1 protein-coding gene is annotated in these 918 nt (G+C 59.9%); it reads left to right on the forward strand.

The genetic code is table 11. The features are described from left to right. Positions 1-168: 168 nt before the first annotated feature. Complete coding sequence (locus tag PA598K_RS35390; RefSeq protein WP_185602446.1) at positions 169-774, forward strand: ankyrin repeat domain-containing protein; 606 nt, start codon at positions 169-171, stop codon at positions 772-774. Positions 775-918: the final 144 nt, after the last annotated feature.

A 918-nucleotide genomic window follows, 5' to 3' on the forward strand; every position in this document is an offset into this window, starting at 1 on the left:
TATTACCCTGCCCCCCCGCCCCCTAACCGTCATGGAGAACAAGATGAGCCATTTTGAGAAAATCCTCACTTTTAGTATGGGCGAAATCGGAAGGACTTTACGAGGATCTTGTCGAAAAAGGGAACCATGCGGCGAAACGCCGCAGCCGATTCTGGAAGGAGGGAATGGATGAAAGCGCTGTTTCTCGCCATCAGAGCGTCGAACCTTGAGAAGGTCGTATCCCTGGTGTCCCGAAACAAAGAACTCGTGCACTCCGTCGCCAAGCAACCGCCCAAAAAGGATGATGGCCAATCGCCATTGCAGGTGGCGCTCAAGACCGGTCACTTCGAGATCGCTGATTATCTGATCGAAATGGGGGCGGATGTCGGCTACATCGAGCAAGAAAGCGTCAACGAATGGAAGGCGCCGGCGATCCACGACGCGATCCGCGCCGCCGTCTTCTCCAGCCGCTTCCCCGGCTACGGCGGCATCCTGCAAAACACGGAAGCCCAGTTCGCGCGGGCGCTAGCCACGCTGCGCAGGATGATCGCCGCCGGGGCGCGGATGGACCAGACCGATTCCTACGGCAATACCTGCCTGATGCGGGCCGCCCTTGATGCCCGTCAGCTCGATCTGGCACCCCATCACGAGGAACTGCTCGCCGATCTGCAGCAAGTGTTCGATACGCTGCTCGCAGCCGGCGCCGACGCGCATCAGCGGACCGAGACACGAGAGTCCGTACTACAGCTATTTGGCCATGAGCCTGTCGCCCAGCTCCTCAGCGTCCGCCGCTAGCGAGGCCGTCCGTCCGTGTCAATGCATAACAGAGCCTGTCTCCGAGGCGTCAACGCACAACCAACGCAAGCCTGCCTCCCATCCGGGGAAGCAGGCTTGCGTTGGTGTTAGGTTATGCAGGCTCGCTAGGGCGTGTCTGCATAC

The organism is Paenibacillus sp. 598K, from assembly GCF_003851045.1.
Classification (GTDB): Bacteria; Bacillota; Bacilli; order Paenibacillales; family Paenibacillaceae; genus Paenibacillus_D.